Origin of the sequence: Bradyrhizobium sp. F1.13.3 (assembly GCF_040548265.1) — a bacterium.
Taxonomy (GTDB): Bacteria; Pseudomonadota; Alphaproteobacteria; order Rhizobiales; family Xanthobacteraceae; genus Bradyrhizobium.
The window spans coordinates 303,338-326,733 of record NZ_JBEPRI010000003.1 but is presented as its reverse complement, the minus strand read 5'-3'; the positions used below and the strand labels follow the sequence as shown (position 1 = coordinate 326,733).

At 65.1% G+C, this 23,396-nt stretch carries 15 protein-coding genes; 3 read left to right on the top strand and 12 right to left on the bottom strand.

The features are described from left to right. Nucleotides 1-21 precede the first annotated feature (21 nt). The 3 genes from ABIB66_RS11120 to ABIB66_RS11110 all read right to left on the bottom strand — a co-directional run bounded on the left by ABIB66_RS11120 (nt 22) and on the right by ABIB66_RS11110 (nt 7,539). The gene (locus ABIB66_RS11120; RefSeq protein WP_354058108.1) at nt 22-2,301 is read right to left on the bottom strand and encodes a DUF1522 domain-containing protein; all 2,280 of its coding nucleotides are present in this window, start codon (nt 2,299-2,301) and stop codon (nt 22-24) included. Nucleotides 2,302-2,625: 324 nt separating this feature from the next. Then, nucleotides 2,626-4,902, bottom strand: a complete 2,277-nt coding sequence (locus ABIB66_RS11115; protein ID WP_354208412.1) for a DUF1522 domain-containing protein — start codon at nt 4,900-4,902, stop codon at nt 2,626-2,628. 357 nt (nt 4,903-5,259) lie between these two features. Continuing rightward, nucleotides 5,260-7,539: a DUF1522 domain-containing protein gene (locus tag ABIB66_RS11110; RefSeq protein WP_354058104.1), complete on the bottom strand. Its 2,280-nt coding sequence runs from the start codon at nt 7,537-7,539 to the stop codon at nt 5,260-5,262. Between the two features lie 319 nt (nt 7,540-7,858). Here ABIB66_RS11110 and flbT point away from each other — a divergent pair, with 319 nt between their 5' ends. Next, nucleotides 7,859-8,299 carry a flagellar biosynthesis repressor FlbT gene (gene flbT / locus ABIB66_RS11105; RefSeq protein ID WP_354208411.1) on the top strand — a complete coding sequence of 147 codons (441 nt, stop codon included), beginning with the start codon at nt 7,859-7,861 and terminating at the stop codon, nt 8,297-8,299. 118 nt (nt 8,300-8,417) lie between these two features. On the opposite strand, the gene ABIB66_RS11100 is transcribed toward flbT, so the two are convergent. The 9 genes from ABIB66_RS11100 to ABIB66_RS11060 all read right to left on the bottom strand — a co-directional run bounded on the left by ABIB66_RS11100 (nt 8,418) and on the right by ABIB66_RS11060 (nt 22,088). Further along, nucleotides 8,418-9,914, bottom strand: a complete 1,497-nt coding sequence (locus ABIB66_RS11100; RefSeq protein WP_354208410.1) for a pyridoxal phosphate-dependent decarboxylase family protein — start codon at nt 9,912-9,914, stop codon at nt 8,418-8,420. Next, nucleotides 9,911-11,164: an ATP-grasp domain-containing protein gene (locus ABIB66_RS11095; RefSeq protein ID WP_354208409.1), complete on the bottom strand. Its 1,254-nt coding sequence runs from the start codon at nt 11,162-11,164 to the stop codon at nt 9,911-9,913. The genes ABIB66_RS11100 and ABIB66_RS11095 overlap by 4 nt, the downstream gene beginning before the upstream one ends. 1 nt (nt 11,165) lies before the next feature. After that, on the bottom strand, nt 11,166-12,815 hold the full coding sequence (locus ABIB66_RS11090; RefSeq protein WP_354254841.1) for a hypothetical protein: 1,650 nt from the start codon (nt 12,813-12,815) through the stop codon (nt 11,166-11,168). Further along, nucleotides 12,805-13,587, bottom strand: a complete 783-nt coding sequence (locus tag ABIB66_RS11085; protein ID WP_354058096.1) for a hypothetical protein — start codon at nt 13,585-13,587, stop codon at nt 12,805-12,807. The genes ABIB66_RS11090 and ABIB66_RS11085 overlap by 11 nt, the downstream gene beginning before the upstream one ends. Before the next feature lie 71 nt (nt 13,588-13,658). Continuing rightward, nucleotides 13,659-15,542, bottom strand: a complete 1,884-nt coding sequence (locus tag ABIB66_RS11080) for a flagellar protein (protein ID WP_354208406.1) — start codon at nt 15,540-15,542, stop codon at nt 13,659-13,661. 21 nt (nt 15,543-15,563) lie between these two features. Further along, nucleotides 15,564-17,447 carry a flagellar hook-associated protein FlgK gene (gene flgK, locus ABIB66_RS11075; protein ID WP_354208405.1) on the bottom strand — a complete coding sequence of 628 codons (1,884 nt, stop codon included), beginning with the start codon at nt 17,445-17,447 and terminating at the stop codon, nt 15,564-15,566. Between the two features lie 34 nt (nt 17,448-17,481). After that, the gene (locus ABIB66_RS11070) at nt 17,482-19,743 is read right to left on the bottom strand and encodes a flagellar hook-basal body complex protein (RefSeq protein WP_275169980.1); all 2,262 of its coding nucleotides are present in this window, start codon (nt 19,741-19,743) and stop codon (nt 17,482-17,484) included. A 291-nt stretch (nt 19,744-20,034) separates the two neighbouring features. Further along, a complete protein-coding gene (gene msrB, locus ABIB66_RS11065) occupies nt 20,035-20,547 on the bottom strand; it encodes a peptide-methionine (R)-S-oxide reductase MsrB (protein WP_085357245.1) in 513 nt (170 codons plus the stop codon). 56 nt (nt 20,548-20,603) lie between these two features. Next, nucleotides 20,604-22,088 (bottom strand): NAD(P)/FAD-dependent oxidoreductase, encoded by a 1,485-nt coding sequence (locus tag ABIB66_RS11060; RefSeq protein ID WP_354208404.1) that lies wholly within the window; start codon nt 22,086-22,088, stop codon nt 20,604-20,606. 92 nt (nt 22,089-22,180) lie between these two features. Here ABIB66_RS11060 and ABIB66_RS11055 point away from each other — a divergent pair, with 92 nt between their 5' ends. Beyond that, a complete protein-coding gene (locus tag ABIB66_RS11055; protein WP_354208403.1) occupies nt 22,181-22,714 on the top strand; it encodes a SixA phosphatase family protein in 534 nt (177 codons plus the stop codon). Between the two features lie 70 nt (nt 22,715-22,784). Continuing rightward, nucleotides 22,785-23,210, top strand: coding sequence for a universal stress protein (locus ABIB66_RS11050; protein WP_007602088.1), 426 nt, complete (start codon nt 22,785-22,787; stop codon nt 23,208-23,210). Nucleotides 23,211-23,396 lie beyond the last annotated feature (186 nt).

Sequence of the window (23,396 nt, the reverse complement as noted above, 5' to 3'; positions counted from 1 at the left end):
TTATTCAGTGATGCCAGCTACTTAGCGGAGCAGTTGGAGCACGCTCTGCTGCGAGGTGTTGGCCAGCGACAGCGCGGAAACCGCGATGGACTGGCGGGTCGACAGCGCCTGGCTGTTGGCCGCCTCGACGTTGGTATCGGACAACGTGAGGTTCGAAGAACCGGTCTGCAGCACGTTGATCAGGTTCTTGTTGAAGTCCTGACGCACCTGCACCACCGAGAGGTTCGAACCGAGCGCTGAGGCTTCCGAGCGCAGCGTGCTCGACGCGGCGTTCAGATTGGTCAGCACGCGGTTGGACGCGGCGTTGTCGATGAAGTCGACACCAACGGTCAAGGCAGCGAGGCCGAGACCCTTGGAGTTGTAGGTCACGCCGGTGATGTTGAGGCTCGACTTGCCTGTCTCGTCGAACACCAGCTTGAGCTGATCGCCGTTCAGCAGGTTGACGCCGTTGAACGAGGAGTCCTGCGAGGTCGTGTCGATCTGGTTCAGGATGTTGTTGTACTGAGACACCAGGTTCGCACGGGCCGTCTGTGCAACCGCATCCTGGATGGGGTTGGAAGCCGTCGAGAACGTCAGCGCCGACGTGAGCGTGCCGCCGATGCCACCGCCGGCGGTCGTCGAGCCGAGCGTCGACGACGCGTAGTCGTTGGACGCCGTGATGGTCAGCAGGCCGTTGGCGTCGATCGTCGCAGCCAGGTTGTTGGCCAGAAGCTGCGTGTTGAGCTGGTCGAGCGTCTTGACCGTTCCGTTGGTGCCGTCGCCGAAGGTGACGTTGACCGCCGTACCGCCGTTGAAGGCGGAGAAGGTCAAGGTCTTGCCGCTGAGGCCGCCGACGCCCGAGGTACGTGCCGCGGTAAAGGCGGTGGCGCTGCCGGTGTTGCCGGCGAGGCCGAGCACGTTCAGCGCATTGCCGGAGCCGGTGATCGAGAGGTCGGCATTGATCCCGGTCGAGAGCTTGAGCTGGCCGGACGTATTGATCGTCGAGTTCGATTGGCCGGTTGCGGTGCTCAGTGTCGCCGTGCCGTTGGCAGCAATCGCGGCAGTCTGCACGCCGGTGGCAAGGTCGATCGCCTTCAGCACGTCGTTGACGGTGCCTGCCTGCAGATAGACGGTCGAGTTGCCGTTGCCGTCGGTGAGGACGTTGCCGCTCGCACCGAAGCCGCTCGGAACGCTCGGAGCACCGGTCGAGCCCGGGATCGGCGCGTTCTTGAAGGTAATGACGTGGCCGTCGACGTTCAGCGTCGAGCCGTCCGCGATCGTCGCACCCAGCGAGCCCGCGCTCGTAGTCCGTGCAACGGACACAGTGGCGTTGCCGCCGCCCACAGACGTCGTCAGGGCGAGAGCCTTGAGCAGGTCGGCCTTGCCGGTGACGCTCAGATCCGCACCCGTCGAGCTCTTCAGCGTGACCGCGCCGGCAGCGGCGCTCGAGGCGGTCTGGCCGACGCTGGTGGCGATCGTTGCGGCACCCGCAGTGATGGCTACCGTCTTCACGCCGCTGGCGAGATCGATCGCGGACAAGAGGTCGGCGACGGTCGCAGCCGGGGTGCCCGCGGTGCCGAGATAGACGATGGTGTTGCCGCTGCCGTCGGTGACGAGATTGCCGCTGACGCCCGAGCCGGACGCAACCGCAGTAGAGGCCGGAGCGGAGCCCGAGCGGAACGTGATGGTCTTGCCGTTCACGGTCAGCGTGTCGCCGTCGGCGGGCTGGGCGTTGCCGGCAAGACCCGTTGCGGTCGTGCCGTTGGTGGCGATCAGGGTGATGGTGCCGCCCAGCGCCGTGGTGCCGTTGCCGGCCGTTGCGCCAGTGCTTGCAAAGCTGCCGATGGTGGCGCCAAGGGTCGTGGTGCCGCTCGCCGCCGTGGTGCCGCCGGCCGTGCCGTTATACAGCACGTTGCTGCTCGCGGTCGCACTGGCGAAGCTCGTCGTGCCGCGCAAATCGGCCGCCGTCGCACCGGCGATCGTGGTCGAGACGTTGGACTTGGTCGAGTAGCCGACGGTGGTCTGCAGCGCCTGGTTGGCGATCGACTTGGCGCTGTCGATCAGCTTCTGCAGCGAGGTCAGGCCGGTGTTGGCGGCCTGCAGCACCTGCACGCCGTTGGCGATGCCGTCGAGCAAATTGTTGATGTCGCTGGCGCGGTTGTCGAGCGACTGTGCGGTGAAGAAGTTGGTGGGATTGTCCAGGGCCGAGTTGACGCTCTTGCCGGTCGACAGACGGTTCTGTGTGGTGGCGAGAAGATCAGCGGTGGACTGGAGAGACAGCAGGTTCTGGCGAACCGACGCAGAGAGAACAATACCGGACATGACTCTTACCCTTCTGGTTTACGCGTCTTCGTTCGATCGCTTCGGATCGAGTGACGGGCCAGCGTGCCGCGACATGGCTAACAAAGGGTGAAACAACACGCGCCCGCATTAAGCGCGGGTTCACCATAAGCGCGCGGAAGGCGCGGTCGCGGCCGGCAATCAGGCTGAAATCATTGGCATTTATCCGCGCTTACTCTCCATTAACCATAACCGCTGGTTACTTTTTCAGAACGATGCGTGGCGGCGAATGTCGGCTGACGCACGAAAAAAAGCGGCGGAGCCGAAGCCCCGCCGCCGTAGTCGTCTTGCGATGTCTTCCGCTTGTTAGCGGAGCAGCTGCAGCACGCTCTGCTGCGACTGGTTGGCCAGCGACAGCGCGGAGACCGCGATCGACTGGCGGGTCGACAGCGCCTGGCTGTTCGCGGCTTCGACGTTGGTGTCGGCCAGAGTCAGGTTGGACGAACCGGTCTGCAGCACGTTGATCAGGTTCTTGTTGAAGTCCTGACGAACCTGCACGATCGTCAGGTTCGAGCCGAGGCTCGAGGCTTCCGAGCGCAGCGTGCTCGAGGCCGAGTTCAGGTTGGTCAGCACCTTGTTGGTAGCGGAGTTGTCGATGAAGTCGACGCCACCGGTCAACGCAGCGAGGCCGAGACCCTTGGAGTTGTAGGTCACGCCGGTGATGCTGAGGTTCGACTTGCCGGTCTCGTCGAACACCAGCTTGAGCTGGTCGCCGTTCAACAGGTTGACGCCGTTGAACGAGGAGTCCTGCGAGGTCGAGTCGATCTGCGCAAGGATGTTGTTGTACTGGCCGACCAGGTTGGCACGCGAGGTCTGCGCAACCGTATCCTGGACGGGGCTGGAAGCCGTCGAGAACGTCAGCGCCGTGGTCAGCGTGCCGCCGATCGCACCACCCGCGGCGCTCGACCCGATCGTCGAAGACGCGTAGTCGTTGGTGGTCGAAACCGTCAGCAGGCCGTTGGCGTCGATCGTCGCAGTCAGGTTGTTGGCCTGAAGCGAGCTATTGAGCTGATCGAGCGTCTTGACCGTGCCGTTGGTGCCGTCGCCGAAGGTGACGTTGACCGCCGTGCCGCCGCTGAAGGCGGAGAAGGTCAAGGTCTTGCCGCTGAGGCCGCCGACGCCCGAGGTACGTGCCGCGGTAAAGGCGGTCGCAGTTCCGGTGTTGCCGGCGAGGCCGAGCACGTTCAGCGAATTGCCGGTGCCGGTGACCGACAGATCGGCGTTGACGCCGGTCGAGAGCTTGAGCTGGCCCGAGGCGTTGATCGACGAGTTGGTCTGGCCGGTCGCGGTCGTCAGCGTCGCGGCGCCGCTGGAGATCGCCGCGGTCTGAACACCGGTGGCAAGGTCGATCGCCTTCAGCACGTCGTTGATCGTACCGCCCTGCAGATAGACCGTCGAGTTGCCGCTGCCGTCGGTGAGAACGTTGCCGGAGGCGCCATAGCCGCTCGGGACGCTCGGAGCACCGGTCGAGCCCGGGATCGGCGCGTTCTTGAAGGTAATGACGTGGCCGTCGACGTTCAGCGTCGAGCCGTCCGCAATGGTCGCACCCAGCGAGCCCGCGCTCGTGGTCCGTGCAACGGACACGGTGGCGTTGCCGCCGCCCACAGACGTCGTCAGGGCGAGAGCCTTGAGCAGGTCGGCCTTGCCGGTGACGCTCAGATCCGCACCCGTCGAGCTCTTCAGCGTGACGGCGCCGCCGGTAGCGCTCGAAGCGGTCTGGCCGACGCTGGTGGCGATCGTTGCGGCACCCGCAGTGATGGCTACCGTCTTCACGCCGCTGGCGAGATCGACGGCGGTCAAGAGATCGGCGACGGTCGCAGCCGGGGTGCCCGCGGTGCCGAGATAGACGGTGGTGTTGCCGCTGCCGTCGGTGACGAGATTGCCGCTGACGCCCGAACCCGAGGGAACCGCAGTCGAAGCCGGAGCAGAACCCGAGCGGAAAGTGATGGTCTTACCGTTCACGGTCAGCGTGTCGCCGTCGGCGGGCTGGGCGTTGCCGGCAAGACCCGTTGCGGTCGTGCCGTTGGTGGCGATCAGGGTGATGGTGCCGGACAGCGCCGTGGTGCCGTTGCCGGCCGTTGCGCCAGTGCTTGCAAAGCTGCCGATGGTGGCGCCAAGGGTCGTGGTGCCGCTCGCCGCCGTGGTGCCGCCGGCCGTGCCGTTATACAGCACGTTGCTGCTCGCGGTGGCGCTGGCGAAGCTCGTCGTGCCGCGCAAATCGGCCGCCGTCGCACCCGAAATCGTGGTGGAGACATTGGATTTGGTCGAGTAGCCGACGGTGGTCTGCAGCGCCTGGTTGGCGATCGACTTCGCAGAGTCGATCAGCTTCTGCAGCGAGGTGATACCGGTGTTGGCGGCCTGCAGCACCTGCACGCCGTTGGCGATGCCGTCGAGCAGATTGTTGATGTCGCTGGCGCGGTTGTCGAGCGACTGTGCGGTGAAGAAGTTGGTGGGATTGTCCAGGGCCGAGTTCACGCTCTTGCCGGTCGACAGACGGCTCTGTGTGGTCGCGAGAAGATCAGCGGTGGACTGGAGAGAGAGCAGGTTCTGTCGAACGGACGAGGAGAGAACGATACCGGACATTGAGTGTTACCCTTCTGGTACGCAACGCAACAAACTTCGATTAGGATTAATCGATGTCCGGAACGGTGAACGTAGACGGCTAACAAAGCATGAAGCGTGTCGCGCCAGTCCTTGCGCGGATTCACCATGTGCGCGATCGAAGCCGGATCTGGCTCGCTCATATCGTCATGATTGGATGACGCTTTTCCGTGCAGCGACGCGACGTTTGCGACTTGTCAACCATAACTGAGAGTGAGCAATCGGCTGCATCCGGATGCATCGTCTGCGCTTTGCCGCGGCACTCTGGTGCCGGCGCAAAAAGAAAGCGGCGGGGCCTGAGCCCCGCCGCCGGATCTTGCTTGCGATGTCGTCCGCTTGTTAGCGGAGCAGCTGCAGCACGCTCTGCTGCGACTGGTTGGCCAGCGACAGCGCGGAGACCGCGATGGACTGGCGGGTCGACAGCGCCTGGCTGTTGGCCGCTTCGGTGTTGGTGTCGGCCAGCGTCAGGTTCGAAGAACCGGTCTGCAGCACGTTGATCAGGCTCTTGTTGAAGTCCTGACGCACCTGCACCACCGAGAGGTTCGAGCCGAGGCTCGAAGCTTCCGAGCGCAGCGTGCTCGACGCGGCGTTCAGGTTCGACAGCACCTTGTTGGTCGCGGAGTTGTCAATGAAGTCGACACCGCTGGTCAGCGCAGCAAGGCCGAGACCCTTGGAGTTGTAGGTCACGCCCGTGATGCTCAGGTTCGACTTGCCGGTCTCGTCGAACACCAGCTTGAGCTGGTCGCCGTTCAGCAGGTTGACGCCGTTGAACGAGGAGTCCTGCGAGGTCGTGTCGATCTGGTTCAGGATGTTGTTGTACTGAGACACCAGGTTCGAACGCGAGGTCTGGGCAACCGTGTCCTGGACGGGGCTGGAAGCCGTCGAGAACGTCAGCGCCGAAGTCAGCGTGCCGCCGATCGCACCACCCGCGGCGCTCGAACCGATGGTCGAGGACGCGTAGTCGTTGGTGGTCGAAACCGTCAGCAGGCCGTTGGCATCGATCGTCGCCGTCAGGTTGTTGGCCTGAAGCTTCGTGTTCAGCTGATCGAGCGTCTTGACCGTGCCGCTGGTGCCGTCGCCGAAGGTGACATTGACCGCCGTGCCGCCGTTGAAGGAGGAGAAGGTCAAGGTCTTGCCGCTGAGGCCGCCGACGCCCGAGGTACGTGCCGCGGTAAAGGCGGTCGAGGTCCCGGTATTGCCGGCGAAGCCAAGCGCATTCAGCGCATTGCCGGTGCCGGTGATCGACAGGTCGGCATTGACGCCGGTCGAGAGCTTGAGCTGACCCGAGGCGTTGATCGACGAGTTGGTCTGGCCGGTCGCAGTCGCAAGCGTCGCGGTGCCGTTGGCATTGACCGTCGCGGTCTGCACGCCGGTGGCAAGGTCGATCGCCTTCAGCACGTCGTTGACCGTGCCGGCCTGCAGATAGACCGTCGAGTTACCATTGCCGTCGGTGAGGACGTTACCGCTCGCACCATACCCGCTCGGAACGCTCGGAGCACCGGTCGAGCCCGGGATCGGCGCGTTCTTGAAGGTGATGACGTGACCGTCGACGTTCAGCGTCGAACCGTCGGCGATGGTCGCACCCAGCGAGCCGGCGCTGGTGGTCCGGTTGACGCTCACGGTGGCGTTGCCGCCGCCCACGGCCGTCGTCAGGGCGAGAGCCTTGAGCAGGTCGGCCTTGCCGGTGACGCTCAGATCCGCACCCGTCGAGCTCTTCAGCGTGACGGCGCCGCCGGCAGCGGTTGAGGCGGTCTGGCCGGCGCTGGTGGCGAACGTCGCTGCACCCGCGGTGATGGACACCGTCTTCACGCCGCTGGCGAGATCGATTGCGGTCAACAGATCGTTGACGTTCGCAGCCGGGGTGCCCGCGGTGCCGAGATAGACGGTGGTGTTGCCGCTGCCGTCGGTGACGAGATTGCCGCTGACGCCCGAACCGGACGCAACCGCGGTCGAAGCCGGAGCGGAGCCGCTGCGGAAGGTGATGGTCTTGCCGTTCACGGTCAGCGTGTCGCCGTCGGCGGGCTGGGCGTTGGCCGACAGGCCGGTTGCCGTGGTGCCGTTGGTCGCGATCAGGGTGATGGTGCCGGTCAGGGCCGTGGTGCCGTCGCCGGCCGTCGCGCCGGTGCTGGCGAAAGAGCCGATGGTGGCGCCGAGGGTCGTGGTGCCGGTCGCCGCCGTGGTGCCGCCCGCCGCGCCGCTAAACACGACGTTGCTGCTTGCGGTCGCGCTGGCGAAGCTCGTCGTGCCGCGCAGGTCAGCCGCGGTCGCACCCGCGATGGTGGCGGAGACGTTGGACTTGGTCGAGTAGCCGACGGTGGTCTGCAGCGCCTGGTTGGCGATCGACTTCGCAGAGTCGATCAGCTTCTGCAGCGAGGTGATGCCGGTGTTGGCGGCCTGCAGCACCTGCACGCCGTTGGCGATGCCGTCGAGCAGATTGTTGATGTCGCTGGCGCGGTTGTCGAGCGACTGTGCCGTGAAGAAGTTGGTGGGATTGTCCAGGGCCGAATTGACGCTCTTGCCGGTCGACAGACGGTTCTGCGTGGTGGCGAGAAGATCAGCGGTGGACTGGAGGGAGAGGAGGTTCTGACGAACCGAGGAGGAGAGAACGATACCGGACATTGGGTGTTACCTTTCTGGTAAACAACGCTTACTGTTACGCGTCTGCATGGATCGAGTGACCCAGCGACCGGCGGACCGTGGGGCGGAGTCCTCTAACGAAACATGAAATGAAATGGGCACTTTTGCTGAGCCGCCGTGCGATTCGGCCGATATGCAGGCCCGTGACGCCGCTCCGCCGGGTGATTTCGACGTTGATATAATTGAGTTTTTTCGCGGCAATGACCGGGATTTACAACTCGTTAACTAGTCTTGATGGAGTATTGCGCCCTGATCCGCCGCAACACACGCTCGGTTACGAAAGCGTTGATGGAGAACAGGCATGGCCCTCAAGGTCGAGCTCAGACCGCACGAACGCATCATCGTCGGCAACTGCGTGATAACCAACACCGACCAGCGCGCCCGCCTTCTGATCGACGGCGACAACGTGCCGATCCTGCGCGAGCGCGACATCCTCACGCCGGAGACCGCCGACTCGCCCGCCAAGCTCGTCTATCTGGCGGTCCAGCTCATGTACATCTCGCCGGATCCGCAGACCCAGCACGGCACCTATTTCAACCTGGTGCGCGACATCGTCACCGCGGTGCCGAGCTCCTGGCCGATCATCGAAGGCATCAACAACAACATCCTCAACGGCGACCTCTATCGCGCGCTGAAGGATGCCCGCAAGCTGATCGCCTATGAAGAGAAGTTACGGAGCCAGTTCGAGGCCACGCATCCCAAGACGGAAGCGGGCCAGAACGACGTCAGCACCGCCGCCTGATCCCACGCGTTCGCGGGCCCACGCCGGGCGAACGACCGGGCCGGACGAACGACCAGCCATACGAATGAAAACGGCCCCGGATCGTCCGGGGCCGTTGTCGTTTCAGACATGCATCGAGCTATTGTGCCGCGAGCGGCGGCGCCTCGACCTCGATCACTCCCCCGCTCCGTCGTCCGCCGAACTCCAGCACGGCCGCGACCAGCGCGTCGATGTCGGACTCGTTGGTACGGTGATTGACGATCGCGGCGCGGATCGCAAACCTGCCGTCCAGCGTCGTACTCGATGGCGCCGCAATACCGGACTCCTGGATGTCGACGACGATCTCGCGATTGACCTCTCCGGCAGCGCGGTAACGGAAGCAGACGATGTTGAGATTGACAGGTGCCAGCAATTCCAGCCGCGGCTCGGCGAGGACGCGCGTCTCCAGATATTTCGCCAGCGCACAGCTTCGCGCGATCACCGCACCAAGCCGATCGGTGCCGAACGTCTTCAGCGTGAACCACGTCTTCAGCGCACGGAAGCCGCGCGACAGATCGGGGCCGAGATCACACGGCCAGATCGCGCCGGCCGCAAGCCCCCTCGCCTCGCGACGCAGATAGGCCGCGGGCTGCGCAAAGGCTTGCCGATGCTGCTCGCCGTCGCGTACCAGCAGAAAGCCGGCGTCGTAAGGCACCTGTCCCCATTTGTGGAAATCGAGCGCAATGGAATCCGCAAGCTCGATGCCACCGAGCAGCGGCGCAAGCTCGGGCGACAGGATCGCGAGCGCACCGAAGGCGCCGTCGACGTGAAACCAGATTCCTTCCTCGCGGCACAGCTGCGCGATCGCCTTGAGATCGTCGATCGCGCCGATATCGACCGTACCAGCGGATGCGACGACCAGGAACGGCTTGACGCCGACCTCGCGATCGATCGCGATCTGCGCACGCAGCGCGGCAACATCCATGCGATGATCGGCATCGACCCCGATCTTGCGCAACGCATCGGTACCGAGCCCGGCGATGTCCATCGCCCTCGAGACGCAGCCATGCGCGGCCTGCGATGTATAGGCGGTGAGAAGCGCACCGTCATTGCCGATGCCGTACTGCCGCGCCAGCGTGCCGAGCGCGCTCGTACGTGCCACCAGCACCGCCATCAGATTCGCCATCGACGTGCCAGTGACGAAGATGCCGCTCGCGCTTTCCGGGAAGGCGAACAGGCGGCGCATCCAGTCCACGACCTGGCGCTCGACCTCGATCGGCATGTGGTCGCGGCCGCCGAGATTGGCGTTGAGGCCTGCCGCGAGCATTTCCGCGACCATGCCGACCGCGGTGCCGCCGCCATGCACCCAGCCCATGAAACCGGGATGGACGTTCCCGGTCGCATAGGGCGCGACATGTTCGGAGAAGTCGCGATAGACGTCGGCGAGATCGCTCGCCTCGCGCGGCACGTCGGCCTTGAATGCCGCGCGGACGTCGTCGGGGATCGGCTGCCACACCGGGCGCGCACGGACGTTGGCGATGCCGTCGATCGTCTCGTCAAGCATGCGATGGGCGAGCGCGCGAAACTCGCTCCAGTCCTGCGGATCGAGCGAAGTGTGCGTGATGGAGCTTTGCGTGTTGCGGATGATTTCGTTCATGCCGCACTCTCCTCGCCCGCTCTTGCGTGCCGCGACAGCATCGCCGTGAATGCCGCAAAGATCTTGCGCATCTGCGGCGGCTTGTACGGAAACACGGCCGGCGGATCCATGTTGTGCACGACGGCGGTGTTGTCGGCTTCGAAGACCAGGAGCTCGCGGTTCTGGTTCTCGGCGCAATCGACGATGAAGTAATCGAGGCCGACGCGCCTGCTCATTTCGTCCAGCGCGATTTTGTGGCGCGCCGCGAACGCTTGGTCGAAGTCGAGCATGAAGACGGCTTCCTCGGCCCGCTTCTCCTCGCTGAACGCCATGAAGGCGTTGAGATACCAGATGTCCCAGCGATCGGCGATCGCCATGTGGCAGGCGTAGGGTTTGCCGTCGACCATGGCGAGACGATATTTGCGGTAGAGCCCGTCGGGACTCGCATAGTCGACGAAGCGCGCGACGAAGAAGTCCTGCTCTTGCCGCTCGGCAAGATAGGCCGGGAGCGCCGCCGCGTCGTCGAGCTTGGCAAGCCCGACGCCGGCATGCGTGCCGCGCGGCCTCACGATCATCGGAAAGCGCAGTTCGCCCGTGATCTCCTCGCAAACGATCTTGCCTTGCGAAAGCTCCGACAATTGCGTGCGCGTCGTGGGGGCGGTCACTGGAATGTCGAGACCGGGTACGCCCGCCAGCAGACGATACAGCTTGTCGCGATCGAGATTGCCGATGAGATCGGGACGATTGAGCAGCGGCCTCGGCCAGTGTGGCGCAGCCTTCTCGATCAGCGCGAGCGCGTCCCGGCACTCCTCGGAATCGGATGCAATCACGATGGCGACATCGTGCTCGGGCAGAGTCTCCGGCAGGCCGATGCCCTTGACCACGTAGAGCGTCAACAGCTCGATGTCGGAGTCTTCAAGCAAGAAGTCGATCGGCGTGTTGCCGCCCATGTCGATATCGGCAGCGAGCGCGAGCACGCGCAGCCGGGGTTTTGCAGCAGCGCAAGGCGTACGAAACAATTGGTGGAAGGAGAGCACTTCGGTCTGGATCACCAAACCGGCCTCCTTCTCGCCGAGAAGCTGGGCAATCAGCGAGAGATCGAGGCCTTCGCCAGCCTCCGCCGTCCCTTCCTCGATCCGCGCCAGCAGCCGCTCGCGCAATGGATGCAGGTCGCCGCCCTCGAAGGCGCGACGCGTCAACTGCGCAAAGCCGATGCGGTCGGCATGGTTCGGCGCGGTCACGCCGCTCTGCGCGGAAACTGGATGTTGCATCTCACACCTCGAACGCGGACTTTGCCGGCGCGGCCGTGACCGCGCCACGGTCAAGCAACAGCTCGATCTTCACCAGCACATGGGCGATGCGATCGAGAACGTGTTGCACATTGCGTTTCGCCTGCATTGGATCCGGCGACCAGGCTTCGGTCACCAATCGTGCGCCGACGCAGAGGCGCAACACGACCTGCGGCGCACCGTCCTGCCTCTCCAGTCGGACCGGCTGGCCGACGAGACAGCGCTGGGCGGCCACTTGCCGATCCGCCGCGCTGTCGCTGATCTCCTCGGCCATGTCGCGCGCCAGCGCCCGATGCACGGCGCTGGTCTCGGCGATCGAGACCGGCTTGCCGCCGCGCAGCAGCGTGAACGGAAAGATCGTGGCTTGCGCGAATTCCTCGTCGTCCGCGCCTGACTTCTCGATCGCGGCTGGAACGGCACGAAGTGACGGCGACAACGCGATCATGCTGTCGATGCCGGCTGCAAGCTCGGCCAGCATCCTGGCGCGGAAAGCCCCGGGCACGGCGTAGTAGCTGCCGATCTCGGCCAGCGCGGCCTCCCAGCGCAGCCATTGACCGAAATTCGGCCGCCGCTCGAAGCGCGAGCGTAGCGTCGTCCACGCTACCGGCCAGTCGCAGCGGCCGGCATAGTCGAAGATGCCGGGCGCGATCCCGCCAATCCGGTCGATCGAGCGCGACAGGCCTTTCGGCAGCAGCAGCGCACCGCTGAAGGCGGGGCCGCCGAAAAACTTCGAGCCGGTCATCAGCACCATGTAACCACGGTCGAGATAGGCGCGCAGCCGCCGGCGGCCGAGCCGCGCCTGACAGGCATCGACGACGATTTGAACCTTGCGCGGCCAGCGCCGCGCGATCTCGTCGAGACAGGCCTCGCTTGGGGCACGCCAACCGAGTTTTGACGAATCCATGATCTGCAACAAAACGCGGCGGCCTTGCGTGAGGCTGGTCTCGACCGCGCGCAGCACCGCGGCATCGGCATCGGTGCGCATCGCAATGCCGGCCGCCATGTCGATCAGCGGCACCGCAATGCTGTCGCCGGCGAGCCCCGTCACCGCGCCGTCCTTGCGCACGGCCACGCCGCCTGGCGTCATCGTGCTGAAATGGTGGCCGCGTGCGGTATGCGGCGTCCCGCTTCCGGTCTGGTCGGCGCCGACCACGATCGTCACCGGCGACGCACCGAGCACCGCGCGCGCCACGAACAGCGCGTGAAGCTGGTAGTCCGTGCCGGACGGCGAGAACACGACGTCGATGCGCGACGAGAGCGCAAGGTGGCCGCGCAGCTCCTCGCGCATGTCCTCGCAGCGGGCATCGAAGGCGATCTCGACCTCGTCGAACAGGCATTTGTGCATCAGCTCTTCGCGCGCCAGCGCGGCGCGGTCGTAGGCCATCTGCGAGATCGTCGACGCGGTCGCGGAGGCGAAATTCCAGAGCTCCGGCTCCGGCGAAGCCGCGCAACCATAGGCGTTGACACGGTCGTTCGCATCCAGCGCCAGCCGCGGATCTCCGCCGGAGGCGAGCAGCGTATCCAGCGGTGTGAAGAGATCGCGCAGGCGATAGCGCGAGCCGCCGTCAGACGCGCGCTCGCTGGCTGACAGACGGGATGCGCCGGCGCTCATCCCGAAAGGCTCACGCCGCATCGGCCGCCGCCGCGGGCGCCGGTGCGAATTGCGAGGTGATGTCGCCGTGGAACACCGACGGCCCGACGTGATCGAGCGAGCTCTCGATGTCGGCCCAGATCTCGCCGCCGATGTCGGTCCAGCGCTTGCAGAAGGCGAAGTCCTCGGACAGATAGGTGCCGGTCGCCGCATCGATCATGCATTCGAACAAGGCAAACCGGTTCAGGCTCGCCGCCAGCGTATCGTGCGAATGTTCGCGGAAGAATTGCAAGGCCGCGTAATCCGGATGACGGCACATCGTCTCCAGCACGGAGCGCCGGATCATCAGGAAGCCGGTGCCGGCGTAACGCACGCGGGTGAAGCCGTTCACCACCACGATGCGGTCGGGGTCCTCGATCTCGAGCACGTAGTCGAGCGATGCGGCCGGCACGTCGGCGCGGCCGGACTGGATCGCGCGCGCGGCCTTGTCCCAGTTGATCCGCTTGATCGGATAGCAGCCGGCGACGACGTCCGCGCCGCACTCGATCAGCCGGAACACCTGCTCCGGCTTGAAGCCGATGTCGGCGTCGATGAACAGGAAATGCGTCGCCTCTGGATCGTCCAGGAACATCGCCGCCAGATTGGCCCGTGCGCGCGTGATTAGCGCATCGCCGTCGCGCAGCTGCACCTTGAGCTCGAGATTGGCCATGCCGTGCACGGCGCGCTGGAGCGCGAAGATCGAGCTCGCATAGATGCTCGTCACCTGCCCGCCGAAACATGGCGTGGCCACCACCAGTTTCATCTTCTCCGACATCGTCAGCTCCGCCCCGCTGCAATCCTCACCAAGAGGTAAAGAGGCATGGTTAACGGCGCCTTAACGCCGGCTTACAGGAACTTGACGAGCGAGAGCTGCGAGAGGTTCGATGTCACCTGGTAGGACGCCTGGAGGGCGTTCTGGAGCGACAGGATCTCGCTCGCAACCTGGTCCGGTGGGGCCGATTCCGCCTGGTCGATGATGGTCTGGAGCTGCGCTTTGGCCTGGGTCTGGCGCGAGCTTGCGCCCTTCATGGTGTTCTGGGCCATCGCAATGTCGGTCTGGATGTCCTCGATGCGCTGCTGTCCGGGCTGCTTCGTCAGGGCCTGCGTCACCCGCAGGCTCAGTGCGGCGACCTGCCCGCCCGAATACTGCCCGGTCGGCGAGGTCGAGAACGTCCCGAACACGGCGACAGCCTGCAGCTCCTTGCGGATCGCGTCCTCGTTCGCCTGCGCGCCATACTGCACCGTGACGGAATCGTCGACCCGGGCCATCGCGGTGGAGCGCGGCGAGCCGGGGCCGTCATTGCCCAGGTACCATTTCACGGTGGTGGCCGAGCCGTTGACCAGCGTGGTCGCCGAACTCGCGGGCGACGAGCCGACGCGCAGCGGCGGTTGCGTGGCGGTGATCGGCGTCGAGCTGAAACCGAGCGAGGCGAGAGCACCCGTATTCGAGCTCGTGATGTTCAGGCTCGCCGCATCGTCGGTGTTGATCGTGATCGAGCCGCCGTGGATGGTAGACGGCCGCGAGGTGCCCGTGATGGCGTCGATCTTGCTCATCAGGGCCTGGATGCTGTCGCCGATATTCAGCTGGTTGCCAGTCGCCCCCGAAGTGACGAAGCTGATCGTGGTGCCGTTGACGGTCAGGGTGTCGCCGGCGGAGAAGCCCGGCGCAATCGAGTCCGAGGGCGAGGTGCCGGATAGCGCGGTGGTGCCACTGATCGGCACGGACGCCTGGCTGGTCTTGGCAACCCCGATCGCCGAGCTGTCGGTGTTGAAGAAATTGTCGCCGGCGGTGATGGCGGAGGCCGCCACCAGCGAGGTGCCGGCAAGCTTCTTGATCGCGGTGTTCAGCGCGCTGTTGAGGTTCGTCGCCGTGTTGTTCGGGTTGACCGGGACGCTTGCATCGATGGCAAAGCTGCCGAGCGGCGTCGGCGTCGCCGTCGATGCCGTCAGGTCGATCTGCTCGGTCGAGCCATCGGGCAGCGTGAACTGCACGCTGAGCTTGTCGCCATTGTTCGGATTGACGCCGTTGAGGTCGACCGAGAACGACACCGGCGAGCCGCTCGGGCCGGTGACCGTCGCACCGGTCAACGTCGAGGAGACCGCGGCGATCTTCAGGCCGAAGGGCGATGCCGCGGCGTCCTCGGAGACCATTACCGAGCTCGGCGTCGGCTGTGGCGTCGCCAGCACCAACCGGCCCATGCCGTTGGCGCCGAGGTCGGCGGCCTGGCGCTCCGCCATCACGGTCTTGAAGCCCGCCTGCGTCGTGGTGCCGTTGATGATGTCGCCGGCATTCGCGACGGACGGCGTGTTGAAGGCGGTTCCGGAGAACAGATATCGGTTGCCAGATTGCGTGTTGAGAACGCCGACCATCGACCCGAATTGCGCGGCTGCGGTGTTCTGCGCAACCGTCTGGCCGTTGACGTTGAGATCCTGCGCGGTGTTGGCCGAGCCCGTCTGCACCGTGTTGCGGATCGTGGTCAGCGACTGCAACGCGGTATTGGCGAGGTTGATGCTGACGTTGACGTTGGTCATCGTGTCGGTATAGGCGGCGATGTTGGAGAGCTGCGCGCGCCCGGCGATCGCAAAGCCCTCGTTGGTGCCCATCCCGGAATAGTTCTGCGACAGCTTGCCGGTCGAGAGCTGCGTCGACAGGTCGGTGAGCTGCTGATTGATGTTGCGGATCTGCGAACCGAGAACCGACGAGGAATAGTTGATGCTGCTGATCGACATGTTTCAGAGCCCTGTTACTTGTTACACCTGAGCCTGGAGCAACGTATTCATCATGCTCTGCACCACCGACATGACATGAGCGTTAGCGGCATAGGCATTCTGGAGCTGGATCAGGTTCGACATCTCCGAGTCCAGGTTGACGCTGGAGGTCGAGTTGAACTTGGCCTGTAGCGTCGAGACCACGACGCTCTGGCCCTGCTGGAGCTGGGTCGCCTGGGTCGCGGCATTGCCCTGGATGCTCAGGAACTGCTGGAGGTAGTTCGAGACGCTGCCGGTGAAGGGCTGGCTCGCCGAGCCCAGACCGGATTGCGGCGAATAGGAGAACACCGCCGAGGTGAGCTGCGAATAAAGATAGTCCGAGCGCGTGGTGTCGCCGGTGGGCGTCACCGGCGAGGTGTTGTAGACCGACAGCCTGGTCGGGTCGGTGGCGAGCTGAGTGTTCACGGCGATGCGCCCGGCAAGGCCGGTCATCTGCGAACCCGATGCCGTGATCGCGCCGGTGTAGAGCGCCTGCCCGCCATCGGTGAACAGCGGCAGTTGCGGATTACCCGAGGTCAGCGACGAGATCGTCTTGGTGATCGAGGCCGAATTGACCTTGGTGAGGCCGCTGTTGTCGTCGGTCACCCGCAATGTGGTGGCCGTCGCCGGCGACGGGGCGGCGGCGAACGACAGATGCGAGCCGTTAAGCGCGGTGTTGAGCGCCGAGGCGATCGCGCTCATGCCGCCGGAGAAGTTCACCCCGATCTGCATCGGATTGGCGTTGGTGGCGTTCTGGAGCGGCAGCGCCGCCGGATCGGTCGCGTTGACCAGCGTGACCTGTCGCTTCGTGTTGGTGGTCGTATCGGTGTAGGTGAAGTTGACGCTGTTGCCCGGCGCCGCCCCGGCAAGATCGAGATCGAAGCCGGCCGGCGGGCCGGTGACCGTGCTGCCGGCCGTGGTCTTGTCCGACAACGCGCTCGACATCGTCGCGGCGAACTGGTCAATCTGGTTCTGCGCCTGCACCAGCGTCTGATCGCGCAGCTTCAGATCGGCCGCGATCTGGCCCGAAGACACCACGCTGTTGGCGATGACATCGACCGAGGATCCGTTCGGGAGCCTGATGTTGAACGCGCCGACGCCGGATTTGGCCGGATCGATGTTGTAGAGCGAGGTCGCCGACAACGCGCCGGCGGACGCAAAGGTGAATTGCGAGGCCAGGCCGGCGCCGACCAGCTGGATGCCGGTGGTGGTGTAGATGTTGGCCTGATTGGACCCGTCGGTGGTGACGTGGACGTCGACATATTTCGACAGCGTGTTGATGGCCTGGTCGCGCTGGTCCATCAGCGTCGCGGCCGAGGGGTCGTTTGCCGAAAGGCCCTGGAGCCTGCCGTTGATGTCGGCGACCTGCTGCATCGCCGCGTTGGCGGCTAGCGCCGAATTGCCGAGATCCTGCTCAACGTTGGAGCGCAGCGACTGGATTCCCTTGGTGGCGAGGTTGAGCTGCTGCGCCAGCGTCTGCGCCGCGCCGAGCGCAACCGTCTGCGCCGACGACGAGCCCGCGTTGGTCGACAGCGCCTGCAGCGCCGTGGTGAAACTATTCAGCGCGTTTTCGAGCGTACCGCTGTTGCCGGGCGTGCCATAGACATTCTGAAGCTGCTTCAGGATGTTGGCCATCTGGTCGGCGTAGCCGCTGCCGCCGGTCTCGGTGCGCAGCTGGTTCTGCACATAGGTGTCGAGCTCGCGGCTGACGCCGGTCGTCATCACCGTCGAGCCGAAGTCGCCGGTGGTGACCTCGATCTGGTTCGGCGTCTGGACGACGTAACCCGGCGTCTGCGAGTTGGCGACGTTCGAGGAAACGATCGAGAGCGCAGCCTGATTGGCACGCAGACCGCTCATCGCACTGGCGAGGGCTGAACTCAAACCCATGTTGACTTGCCGCCTTTGGTTACGTCACGCGCGATCAGCGCAACACGTTCAAGAGGTCCTGCACCATCGAATTCGCGGTCGTGATCACCTTGGTGTTGGCCGAATAGGCCTGCTGGGTCACGATCAGCTTGGTGAATTCGTCGGCGATGTCGGTGTTCGAGCCTTCCAGCGACGAGCCGCTGATGGTGCCCGACGCGCCGTCGATCGCGGGCCCCGACTGCTCGGTTGAAGCGTAAGCGCCGCCGTCGATCGCCTTGAGATAATTGGTGCCGTTGAAGTGCGACAACGAGACCTGTGCGAGGTCGAGGTTCTGGCCGTTGGAGAAGGTGCCGACCACGAGACCGTTGTTGTTGACGGCGACCGAGCGGAGCTGACCCGCGGCGTAGCCGTTCTGGGTGATGGTGTTGATGGTCACCGCGCCGCTGGTGCTGGCATATTGCGTCAGCCCGCCCGAGGAGATGTTGAAGGACACCGAGCCGAGCGACTGCCCGCTGACGCTGACGTTGTTGATGGTGATGCCCGAACCGCTGGGCGAGGTGAGGGAGCCGTCGGAGGCAAAGGTGAAGGCCTGGCCGGTGTTGACCCAGCCGACCGTCGAACCGGTCGCATTCGGGTCGGTCTGGTAGAACATGTTCCAGGTATCGGCATGGCCGGCGCCGAGCGAGGCGCTGTCGGTCTTGGCCCAGCGCAATTGCAGGTTCACCGGCGTGCCGGCGGCGTTGTAGGCGGTCACCGCGCCACCGCTGATCGATTCCTTGGTGAAGGTCGCGATGTCGTTGCCGATGACGCCACCGGTGCCGGCGGTGCCGCCGCCGTCACGATTCTTGCTGATGGTCGAGGTGAAGCCGAGCGCGGCGAAGGCCGCACTGTTGGAGCTGGCTACCGACAGATTGGAGACCGTGCCGGTGTTCAGCGTGATGACGCCGCCGCTGCTGATCGACGACCCCGACGCGCCGGAGAGAGCGTCGATCTTGCCGAGCAGGGTCGTGATGTTGTCGGTGATGTTGATCTGGTTCGGACCGGTGGCGCCCGAGGCCACAAAGGTCAGCGTCTGACCGTTGACGGTGATGGTGTCGGCGGGCGGGCCTGCCGAAAAGCCGGACGAGAGCACCTCGGCGCCACCGGCCGTGGCCGCGCCGCTCAGCACCGTGGCGCCTGTGATCGAGGGCGAGGACAGCACGTTGCCGCCGCGCGCCACGCTGCTGATGCCGAGTGCCGTGGCTGCGGTGCCGCTGTTGACCGCCACGTCGGTGCCGGTACCCGTCGAGATCTGGATATTGCCGCTGGCGGAGAGCGAGGCCGTGACACCGGCACCGCCGGCCGTCTGGATCGCGTTCAAGATGCTGGCCACGGTCGCCGTCGTGCCCGCGCCGAGACCAATCGTGGTGTTGCTGCCAACCGTCGCGACGGTGGTGCTGCCGTCGAAGGTAATTGTGTTGCCGTTGATGGTCAGCGTCTGGCCGCTCAGCGCTGTGAGGATGCTGGAGGCGAGATGCGTGCCCACGGCGTTGTCGAGCGAAGTGGTGCCCGATGCCACCGCGGACGAGTTGTTCTGGAGCGGGACCGTGCCCGTCCCCGTCGTCGACGAATAGGCCGAGCGGATGTTGCCCGTGGCGGCTGCGCCGGACACCGTCGCGCTGGTATAGGGCGCGGGCGGTGTGCCCACCGGCAAGGGGTTGGCCTGGAAGTCCGAAGGATTGATTCCGCCAGCCGCGAGCAGCGTCTTGGTCGCCGCAGTCGTGCTCGCGACGGTGTTCGGCTGGGTCGGCAGGTTCGCCGCGTACTGGATCGAGGTCGTCGCCTGTGCCGGGATGAAGTTGTTCTGGAATTTCAGGACCGTCGCAACGTTGCCTTGCGGGTTGCCGGTCTTCGGGTCGACCGTGACGCCCATCAGGTAATAGCCGGCGCCGTTGACCAGATTGCCGTTGGCATTGAGCTGGAAGTCGCCGCGCCGCGTGTAATAGGTGACGCCGCTGAACACCGGCGAGTTGTCGACGATGCCGGTTGCCTTCTGGATCGAGAAGAAGCCGTCGCCGGTGATCGCCATGTTGGTGGCGACGGTGGAGCCCGAGATCGTGCCTTGCGTGGTGATGGTGGCCTTGGCATTGGCGGTCACGCCGCCGGCGACCTGCTTGCTCGGCACCGAGGCGTCCGGAATGAGATCGACGAAGCTGGTCCCGATGCCCTTGTAACCGGTGGTGGATGAGTTCGCGATGTTGCCGGAAATGTTCTGCAGCGCGTAGGACTGCGCCTGCAGGCCACCCACCGAGGTGTTCATTGCATCGAAGATACCCATAACTTTGTCTCCAGATCCGATCTCGGCGGCCGGTCGACCATGGCCGCAGTCGGAGGAGACTGTCGCAAGGGCTATGCCAATGCGGGTTTTCTCAGGAAATCAATGACTTGACGAAAAAGCCCCGGTCTGATGACCGGGGCACAATTGCCGGGACCGGCAACAATTGCCGGGACGATTGTCGTTCCGGAGCGATGCGTCAGCATCGAATCCGGAACCTCGAGATTCTCAGGTGCGCAATTGCGCACCATAGTTCGGTCCTGCGGACCGCCCCGGAATGACGAGGAGAAAGGCCTACGTTGCGGATGCAGCCGCGGGGTGGAAGACCAGCCCGAAACCGTCGATGCAGTAGCGCAATCCGGTCGGCTTCGGACCGTCGTCGAACACGTGCCCGAGATGGCCGCCGCAGCGCCGGCAATGCACCTCGGTGCGGAGCATGCCAAAGGTGCGATCCTCGGTCTTGCCGACGTTGCCCTCGATCGGCTGGTAGAAGCTGGGCCAGCCCGTGCCGCTCTCGAATTTGGTGTCGGAGGCGAACAGCGGCAGGTCGCAGCCGGCGCAGGCGAAGACGCCCTTGCGGTGCTCCTTGAGCAGCGGGCTGGAGCCCGGCCGCTCGGTGCCTTCCTTGCGCAGGATCTCATATTGCTGCGGCGTGAGCTGGGCACGCCATTCGGCGTCCGTCTTCTCGATCTCGAATTTCTGTGCGGCTTTCTCTCCAGCCTCCGCGGGCGATGCTCTGAGCCAGCGGAAGGCCGCAAGGCCAAACAGGCCGGCGACAGTCGTCAACAGGATGCGGCGGTCAAACATCTCATTCTCCATGAGGGAGCGTCCATGCCCTGAGATACGGGCTTTAACCGCGTACGTTACACTTCCGGGCGGGATTTTTCTCGGGTCTCGTGCGAGACGCTGTCGTCGCGCGAGGCTCGTTCCATGGTTTCGGACGCAGTTTTCGGCTGGACAAGCCGCGGCCTGACACCTGACGGCGGCCGGCGCGGCCCGGTGCCGGCAGCCCGGTTGGCTTCGGCGAGGCGCGTCTCGCGTTGCCGGTCCTTGATCCTGGCACGTTCACGATAGCGCGCAAGCGAGCCTGCCGCGGCGGAACTCGCCCTGCCCCAGATTCCGACCAGTTGGCCGGCAACCCGCCCCGTCGTTCCCCCCGCCCAGACCAGCTCGAACGGTGAGAACAGCTTCCAGCGCTCGTCGCCCCACAGGATGCTGCGCGCGATCATCTGCCCGGCCATGGCCGAGGTGTTCATGCCCTGGCGGCCGAACCCGCTGGCCACCCACAGGCCTTTGCGCAACTGGCCGATCTGCGGCATGCCATGCACGGTCTGGCCGGTGGCGCCGCCGAAGGTTTCGGTGATTTCGACATTGCCGAGTTGGGGAAAGATGGATCGGATCCGCCGCCTGACGGCGCCTGCAAAGCGTTGCGGGCGCGCCGCCCAGGTGGTCTCCGGGCTCTCCCACATCAGGCGGTCGCCATCGACGATCCGGAAATGATCGACGCCGTCGGAATCCATCACCGATCCGTTGAAGGCGATGATCTCGTGCAGGCGCTCGCCGAGCGGCGCGGTGATGCCGGCATAGCGCCAGACCGGCAGCAGCGTTTCCGACAGGCGTCGCAGCGGCGCCCCGAGATGGATGTTGCCGGCGAGCACGATGTGGGTGGCGCGCAGCCGCGCCGAGGGCGTGACGATGCGCTTGCGGATGCCGGAATGATCGATGCTGACGACCGGCGTATCCTCGAAGATACGCGCCCCCGCCCGCCGCGCGAGCGCCGCGAGGCCGTGCACATATTTGCGGCCGTCGACCTGGAACGCCCTCGGATAATACACGCCGTGGAAGTAGTGATCGGTCTTGAGCACCTCGCGGACGCGATCGGCCTGCCAGCCCTCGACCTCGGTGTCGAAATCCTCGGTGAGCATCTGCAACCGGCTGATCAGCCGGTCGCCGACATCGACGTTGGAAACCTCCAGCACGCCGTCGCTCTGGCCGATCCCCGGCATGTTCTCTTCGGTGGCGTTGGCCCGGACGAACTCGGCGCCCTCTTTCGACAGCGTCCACAATTCCCGCGCGTCCTCGAAGCCGATGCGCTCGATCAGCTCGGCGAGCGGCAGCGCGAAGCCCGGCATCACGGTGCCGAGCTGGTTGCCGGAAGCGTTCCAGCCGATGTGGCGGCCCTCGAGCACCGCGACGCTGGCCCCCAGCCGGGCCGCCTCGAGCGCGATGGACAGTCCGGCAAGCCCGGCCCCGATGACGCAAATGTCCGCATCGAGGTCGAACGACAGCCGCGCCCGGTCGCGAAAGCCGGCTTCTTCCTGGGACACGCTTGTGAAAGTCTCGCTCATGTCGTTTCTTAAAGGACTGAGCGGCCGCTTGTCACCTTGTCCCCGACCAGCGCCTGTAGATTATCCTGGTCGTGTAACGATTCGAGAATGCCATGCGCCGTTTGCTCCTGCTGCGTCACGCCAAGACCGAGACCGACGCGCCGAGCGGCCGTGACCAAGACCGCCGGCTCGATGACCGCGGCCACAAGGATGCCGCCGAGATCGGCGACTGGATGGCCTCCCATCCCCCCTTTCCCGAGGCCGTACTGGTATCGCATGCCGTGCGGGCCCGGCAGACCTGGGACATTGCCTGGGAGACCATGAAGGACCGCGTCGCCGCGCCGCAGGTGGAGGTCCTGCCGGAACTCTACGCCGCCGATCCCGCCCAGATCCTGGAATCCATTCGCACTGCAACCATTCCGGCTGATCCGAGACGATTGCTGCTGGTCGGCCACAATCCGGGCATGCACGAGATCGCCCTGATGCTGACAGGCGGCGGCGATCCGACCGCCGCCAAGGCGCTCGCCGACAACCTGCCCACGTCGGGGCTTGCGATCTTCGATTTTGACGTCAAGGATTGGGGTGACGTGGCTTACCGCCGTGGCAAGCTGGTGCTGTTCGTCAGTCCAAAGCTACTTCGAAATTAAGGCTGCTTCGATCGGGTTGATCGCGCGACGTGCCGGCAAGACGTCCTGACTGGAAGATTTGGAGGCGCAGATGTTCAAGTCCATCCTCGTGCCCATCGACCTCGCCGACACCGACCTGGCCAAGCCGGCGATCGCGACCGCCGCAACGCTGTCGCAGACCTGGAGCGGCGTAGTGCGCCTGCTCAACGTGCTGCCGATGACGCCGGTGATGCTGGCCGAATACGTGCCGGCCGATTTCGACGAGCAGCAGCGCCAGACCTCGGAAGAAGCGCTCGCCATCGTCGCACGCGAGTCCGGCATCGAGCCTTCCCGCATCTCCAGCGTGGTGCGCCAGGGCGGCATCTACCACGAGATCCTGGAGGAAGCCGTGCACATGAAGGCCGAGCTGATCGTGATGACCTCGCACCGGCCGGCGATGCGCACCTATTTCCTCGGCTCAAATGCCGGGCATGTCGTGCGCTACGCAAAATGCTCGGTGCTGGTGGTCAGGCACTAGGCACCGCACCGACTTCGTCATTGGGCGCAACTCGGGGCTAAGATGGAGCGTCCGAGCTACCCTATTTTCGGTTGCTTCGACCGATCCTGAGGGCCTTGGATCGGCTGCCAGCGACATTCGTGCGCAGCCTAAAAAAGCCGGGAAATACTTGGACGGTGGCGGCTGGCCGAGGCCCGCGCCAGGACC